The sequence below is a fragment of the Megasphaera sp. DJF_B143 genome (assembly GCF_900320625.1).
In the GTDB taxonomy this organism is placed as follows: domain Bacteria; phylum Bacillota; class Negativicutes; order Veillonellales; family Megasphaeraceae; genus Megasphaera; species Megasphaera hexanoica.
In genome coordinates, this window is sequence record NZ_ONTA01000130.1 from 1 (window position 1) to 6,084 (window position 6,084).

The window sequence follows — 6,084 nt, forward strand, 5'->3', positions numbered from 1 at the left end:
GAATTTGCCGCTGAAGAAGAACCCATCGAAGCAGGTGCCGATATCATGGCCGGTTCGCTTATCAAGAACCCGGGCGGCGGTATAGCCCCGACGGGCGGATATATTGCCGGCCGGGCAGACCTGGTCGATGCGGCAGCCGATTACCTGACCGCCCCTGGTCTGGGAGGAGAACTCGGCTCCTATGCCTATGGATACCGTTTATTTTTCCAGGGCTTCTTTATGGCTCCCCATGTGACGGCCCAGGCTATCAAAGGCGCTGTCTTTGCGGCAGCTGTCTTTGACCGTATCGGTTTTCACGTATCACCGGCTTTTGATGAACCCCGGTCCGACCTGATCCAGACGATTTATCTGGAAAACGAAAAAAACATGTGCCTTTTTGCCCAGGGTATCCAGACGTTTTCACCGGTCGATGCCCACGTCACCCCGATTCCGGACGATATGCCCGGATATGCGGACAAAATCATCATGGCAGCAGGCGATTTCGTACAAGGTTCGTCTATCGAACTGTCTGCAGACGGCCCCATCCGCGAACCTTACATGATTTACCTGCAGGGGGGAATCGTATTTGAACACAATGTGCTGGCTGTCCTGAGCGCTGCCCGGTACATTCTGGAAAATAAATGAGGAGCGGGACTATGATAAAAGAAGTTCTCATCGTCGAAGGCCTCAGTGATGTCGCACGCATCCGCGCCAGTCATATTGATGCCGACATGATTACCACCGATGGATTTTCCCTGCGCCCCGATACGCTGCGGCAGATAGCCTGTGCGTACAAAAAGCGGGGCATCATCATCCTGACCGATCCGGACCAGGCGGGCGAACGGATCCGCCGGTTCCTGAGCAAGCGGTTCCCCAAGGCCAAACATGCGTTTATACCGCGGAAGGATGCCATTGCCAATGATGACCTGGGAGTGGAACAGGCCTCTCCCGAAGCCATCCGGCTGGCCCTTTCCAAGACACGGTGTGCCACCTTTACTCCGGAGGATATCTTCAGCATGGCCGATATCATGGCAGCCGGCCTTAATGGGAGACCCGATGCAGCGGAACGCCGGGCGGCCGTCGGAGCTGTCCTGGGAATCGGATACGGCAATGCCAAGCAGTTTTTACGTCGTCTGAATCACTATGGCGTCAGCCGGGAAGAATGGCTCGATGCCCTGCAGCAGATAGAAGAGGAGACAGAACATGAAAGACGTTGATTTAGCTAAACCGGAAGTCGTCCATTATATTGTCAAGCGGTTCGGCCTCCACATGAGTAAAAAACTGGGGCAGAATTTTCTCATCCGTCACAGTGTCGTCGCCGATATTGCTGATGCAGCCCGATTAGAACCGGGCAGTCCGGTATTGGAAATCGGTCCCGGCATCGGTACGCTGACTCAGGCTCTGGCCGAAACGGGAGCGGCTGTCACGGCTGTTGAACTCGACACGCGCCTTCTGCCGGTTCTGGATAAAACGCTGGAGCATTATCCCAATGTCCGCATTGTCCATGGGGATATCATGAAAATCGATATAGAAGAAACGATGGGTCATCAGCCCTTTACAGTCTGCGCTAATCTGCCATACTATATTACGACACCGATTATCATGAAATTATTGGAACAGAAACTGCCTATTGAACGGATTGTCGTCATGGTACAAAAAGAAGTAGCCGAACGGATGACAGCCCGGCCGGGAAGCAAAATCTACGGCGCTCTTTCCGTATCTGTCCAGTATTATACGGAACCGGAAATCCTCTTTGAAATCCCGCCCAGGGCGTTTATGCCGGCACCGGAAGTCACGTCGGCTGTCGTTGCCATGGACGTGCGCAAACAGCCACCAGTGGCAGTGTTGGAAGAAAAACGTTTTTTCCAGGTCGTCAAAGCCGCTTTTTCCCAGCGCCGCAAGACCTTTTCCAATACGCTTAAGAGTGCGGGCATACGCAAGGAGGATATACAGCAGATTCTTGCAGACAGCGGAATCGATGGCAGCCGCCGGGGAGAAACGTTTTCACTGGATGAATTTGCAGCCATTTCTGATGCCTGGAGCAGGCTGATACAAAAACAGGACGTATCCGGCAACGGAGTCCTGTTGTAATCTGGAAAAATGATGAAAAATAGATTATAATGAAGCTTTGAACAGGATATTTGAAGGAGGTCGTGAATATTGCGTAGTATGACCGGATTTGGCACTGGTACGGCCAGTGATGGGCGGATATCCGTTACGATTGAAATGAGGTCAGTGAATCAACGGTTCCTGGAGTTGAATATACGGATGCCCCATGCGTATCTGGCATTGGAAGACACGATTCGCAACGGGATCAAGGAACAACTGCACCGTGGCAAGGTGGACGTTTTTGTAACCGTCCAGGATCTGGCACCGGAAACGCCGCGGATACAAATTGATTATGCGTCACTGACAGCCTGCCGGGATGCCCTGGCCGCTGCCAAGAACAAACTCTTTGACGGAGCGCCTGTCACGCTTTCCGATATCATATCTCTCAATACGGACTGGTTCAGCCAGGAACCTCCTGTGATTGATGCCGATGCCTGCCGCCCCGTATTCCAGCAGAGCCTGGCCCGGTCCCTGCAGGGGATGATGACCATGCGGGAACAGGAAGGAGCCAACATACAGGTCGATCTTCTCCGACGGGCCGATACGATGTCAGATATCATCGAATCCATTGCAGAACGCAGGCCTCTGATTATTCAGCAGTATGAAGAACGGCTGCAGAAAAAGATGACGGCTATCCTGGAAAAGCTGCAGGCACAGCCGGAACAGGACCGACTGTTGCAGGAAGTGGCTGTGTATGCGGATAAAGTGGATTTTACAGAAGAAGTTGTCCGTTTCCGCAGTCATGTGTTACAATTAAGAGGACTTCTCGAGGCCCATGGTGATACGGGACGAAAGCTCGATTTCCTGATTCAGGAAATGAACAGGGAAACCAATACCATCGGTTCCAAGGCGCAGGATCTTCAGGTAACGGAACAGGTACTGCGTTTGAAAAATGAAATTGAAAAGATACGAGAACAAGTACAGAATATTGAATGATGGAGACGAGATGAACTTCAATTTACTGAATATAGGCTTTGGCAACATGGTGATGGGAAATAAGGTCGTGGCAATTATCAGCCCCGAATCGGCGCCGATAAAACGGCTGGTGCAGGAAGCGAGGGAAGGCAATTCCCTGATTGACGCTACCTTTGGCCGTAAGACCCGGTCTGTCCTGATGATGGACAATGGACAGGTCATACTGTCGGCATTGCAGCCGGAAACGATTTCCCACCGCATACTCCACGTTGGCGAAGACGAGGCTGATGACACAGAGCCTGAAGAATGAGAAAGGAAGTAATGAACATGAAAGATCCGGGCTTGCTCGTTGTCGTTTCGGGCCCTTCTGGTGCCGGTAAAGGCACCATCTGTGATGCCCTGCGCAAACGGTTCCCGAATATGAATTATTCTATTTCTATGACGACCCGTAGTCCCCGTCCGGGCGAACAGGATGGCATCAATTATTTCTTTTCCGATAATGCCCATTTTGAAGAGCTGCTGGCACAGGATGCATTCCTCGAACATGCCAAAGTCTACGACCACTACTATGGTACGCCGAAGGACTATGTGTTCCGCATGCTGAAGGAAGGAAAGCATGTCATGCTGGAAATTGATATCCAGGGGGCCATGCAGGTCAAGAAGAAGTATCCTCAGGGGGTATTCATTTATATCGTGCCGCCGAGTATGGATGTACTGGCCCGCCGTCTGCGCGACCGGAAGACCGATACAGAAGAAGTCATTGCCGGCCGTCTTTCGAAGGCAAGCGACGAATTGCAATGGATAGAGCAGTATGACTATCTGATTGTCAATGACAATCTGGATTCGTCCATAGATGAAGCGGCAGCCATCCTTACGGCAGAAGAAATGAAGACATCACGCAATACCTGTAAAATTGCTGCTATTAGAGATTTATACAAGAAATAGGAGAGATGCATCATGTTAATTAAACCGACACTGGAATCTTTGATGAAACGGGTAGACAGCAAATACACGCTGGTTACACTGGCAGCCAAACGGGCCCGTCAGCTTACCGATGGCGATAAGCCGCTCGTCGATGTAGATACGACCAAAGTAGTATCTATCGCCATGGAAGAAATCGATCAGGGCAAGATTACATATGAAGCTCCCAAGGCCGGCATCAAATAAGGAGGCATCCTATGCTGTTGGAAAATAAACGCGTCGTACTGGGCATCTGTGGCGGTATTGCAGCCTTCAAGGCAGCCCATATCGCCAGCCTCCTGCGTCAGCGCGGTGCTGAAGTCAAATGCATTATGACGGAACATGCTACAAAACTGATTACTCCGCTGACCATGCGGGAAATCAGTGGCAATCCGGTAGCAGTATCAATGTTTGGCGATACGCCGGAATTTAATGTGGAACATATTGCCTTAGCCCGTTGGGCTGATATCTTTGTCATTGCCCCGGCGACGGCCAATATTCTTGGCAAGGTGGCTTGCGGCATAGCTGATGACATGTTATCGACAACCATCATGGCGACTAAGGCTCCCGTACTCTTTGTGCCGGCCATGAACAGTAACATGTACCTGAACCCGGTCGTACAGGATAATATGGCCCGGCTGAAACGTTTCGGATATGAAATCATGGAACCGGCCAGCGGGCATCTCGCCTGTGGAATCATCGGCATTGGCCGTCTGCCCGAACCGGAAGAAATTGTGGACCGCATTGAACTGACTGTTTGCCGCACGAATACCCTGGCAGGGAAAAAAGTCATCGTCACGGCTGGCGGGACACGGGAACCGATTGATCCGGTACGGTTTATTGGAAATCACTCCAGCGGCCGCATGGGTTTTGCCCTGGCAAAAGCAGCCGTGCTGGCTGGTGCCGATGTGACTCTTATCGCAGGGTCCAATGACCATCTGGAAACACCGCCGGGTGTCAGCCGCCGCATCGACGTAGGCAGTACACGGGATATGAAGGCGGCCGTCGATGCCTATTATGATGATTGTGACCTGGTCATCAAGGCTGCGGCTGTTGCCGATTACCGGTCGGCAGCTCCGGCTAAGAACAAAATCAAGAAAAATGATGACGTGCTCAATCTGAAACTGGAAAAGAACCCCGATATCCTTTATGGACTGGGACAGCGCAAAACACACCAGGTACTCATTGGCTTTGCGGCGGAAACGACCAATGTCATCGAATATGGAACAGCGAAACTGAAGAAGAAAAATCTCGATATGCTCGTCGCCAACGATGTCAGTGCCAAAGGTGCCGGATTCCAGGGGACGACCAATATCGGCACGCTGCTCTATGCAGACGGCCGTGTCGAAAAACTGGAAAAGATGAGCAAATTTGCTCTGGCTGAAATTATTGTGGACCGGGCAGCCAAAATCATTGCCGCCAAACAGGAAGGTAAAGACTAAGACTTTATAAATAAGGACGAAAACAGGGCCATCACATGAGTCATAATAACTATCATGCGATGGCCCTGTTTTTTTTAGTTTCATCTGATCATATCGGAATGGTTAGCTATACAGCATTCCACTTATCTTTATTGACGTCATCGACATATAATTCTTTTTTTCGGATGTCTTTTCGCAGGGTTTTGTAAAATGTGACCAGGAGAAGGACGATGACGGCAGAAAGGGGTATAGCCATAATGGTCGTAACAGACTGGATGGTCGTGAGGACGTTGAGTCCTGGCACCATGTGTTCCAGAAACAGGATGCCGACAGGCAGGAGCAGTACGAGAAATGCCCAGAAAACTTTGTACCAGCTGGCCGGTTCTTCATCATTTTTCAAGTTTTTAGAAGTCAGTGTCGCAACGACCGTAGAAGCGGCAGTGGCTCCACAGGCCAGGGTGATAAAGACGACTGCCATGTAGACGACGATTGCCAGTGATGAAAGCGGCAGCGTCTTAAGGACGGCCAGAACAGCAGCATTATTACCGCTATCGATGACTAACTGTGATAATGACAGAACGCCTGTCAATTCCTGATGCATGCCGTAATTACCTAATATGGCGAAGGCCAGCCAGCAGGCCAGTGTTGTCCAGATGCAGCGGACGATGGCGATTTCCCGGAACGTACGGCCATAGGAAAC

At 51.1% G+C, this 6,084-nt stretch carries 9 protein-coding genes; 8 read left to right on the forward strand and 1 reads right to left on the reverse strand.

The window, feature by feature from the left end; translation table 11 throughout:
* From DBO31_RS03855 to coaBC, 8 genes are all read left to right on the forward strand, one after another.
* Positions 1–624, forward strand: a 624-nt coding sequence (locus DBO31_RS03855; RefSeq protein WP_200817452.1) for a methionine gamma-lyase family protein, incomplete at its 5' end; no start/stop codon positions are given.
* Positions 625–635: 11 nt separating this feature from the next.
* A complete protein-coding gene (gene rnmV / locus DBO31_RS03860; protein ID WP_075581253.1) occupies positions 636–1,196 on the forward strand; it encodes a ribonuclease M5 in 561 nt (186 codons plus the stop codon).
* A complete protein-coding gene (gene rsmA / locus DBO31_RS03865; RefSeq protein ID WP_059075304.1) occupies positions 1,183–2,070 on the forward strand; it encodes a 16S rRNA (adenine(1518)-N(6)/adenine(1519)-N(6))-dimethyltransferase RsmA in 888 nt (295 codons plus the stop codon). The genes rnmV and rsmA overlap by 14 nt, the downstream gene beginning before the upstream one ends.
* A 78-nt stretch (positions 2,071–2,148) precedes the next feature.
* Positions 2,149–3,024: a YicC/YloC family endoribonuclease gene (locus DBO31_RS03870; RefSeq protein WP_200817454.1), complete on the forward strand. Its 876-nt coding sequence runs from the start codon at positions 2,149–2,151 to the stop codon at positions 3,022–3,024.
* Positions 3,025–3,034: 10 nt separating this feature from the next.
* Positions 3,035–3,313, forward strand: coding sequence for an extracellular matrix/biofilm regulator RemA (gene remA, locus DBO31_RS03875; protein WP_059075302.1), 279 nt, complete (start codon positions 3,035–3,037; stop codon positions 3,311–3,313).
* 17 nt (positions 3,314–3,330) lie between these two features.
* Complete coding sequence (gene gmk / locus DBO31_RS03880) at positions 3,331–3,948, forward strand: guanylate kinase (protein WP_150824490.1); 618 nt, start codon at positions 3,331–3,333, stop codon at positions 3,946–3,948.
* 12 nt (positions 3,949–3,960) lie between these two features.
* Entirely contained in the window at positions 3,961–4,170 is a 210-nt protein-coding gene (rpoZ, locus tag DBO31_RS03885) for a DNA-directed RNA polymerase subunit omega (RefSeq protein WP_059075300.1), read from the forward strand.
* An 11-nt stretch (positions 4,171–4,181) separates the two neighbouring features.
* Positions 4,182–5,405 (forward strand): bifunctional phosphopantothenoylcysteine decarboxylase/phosphopantothenate--cysteine ligase CoaBC, encoded by a 1,224-nt coding sequence (gene coaBC, locus DBO31_RS03890; RefSeq protein WP_150824491.1) that lies wholly within the window; start codon positions 4,182–4,184, stop codon positions 5,403–5,405.
* 106 nt (positions 5,406–5,511) lie between these two features.
* Here the strand turns inward: coaBC and DBO31_RS03895 are convergent.
* Positions 5,512–6,084, reverse strand: a 573-nt coding sequence (locus DBO31_RS03895; protein ID WP_200817453.1) for a BCCT family transporter, incomplete at its 5' end; no start/stop codon positions are given.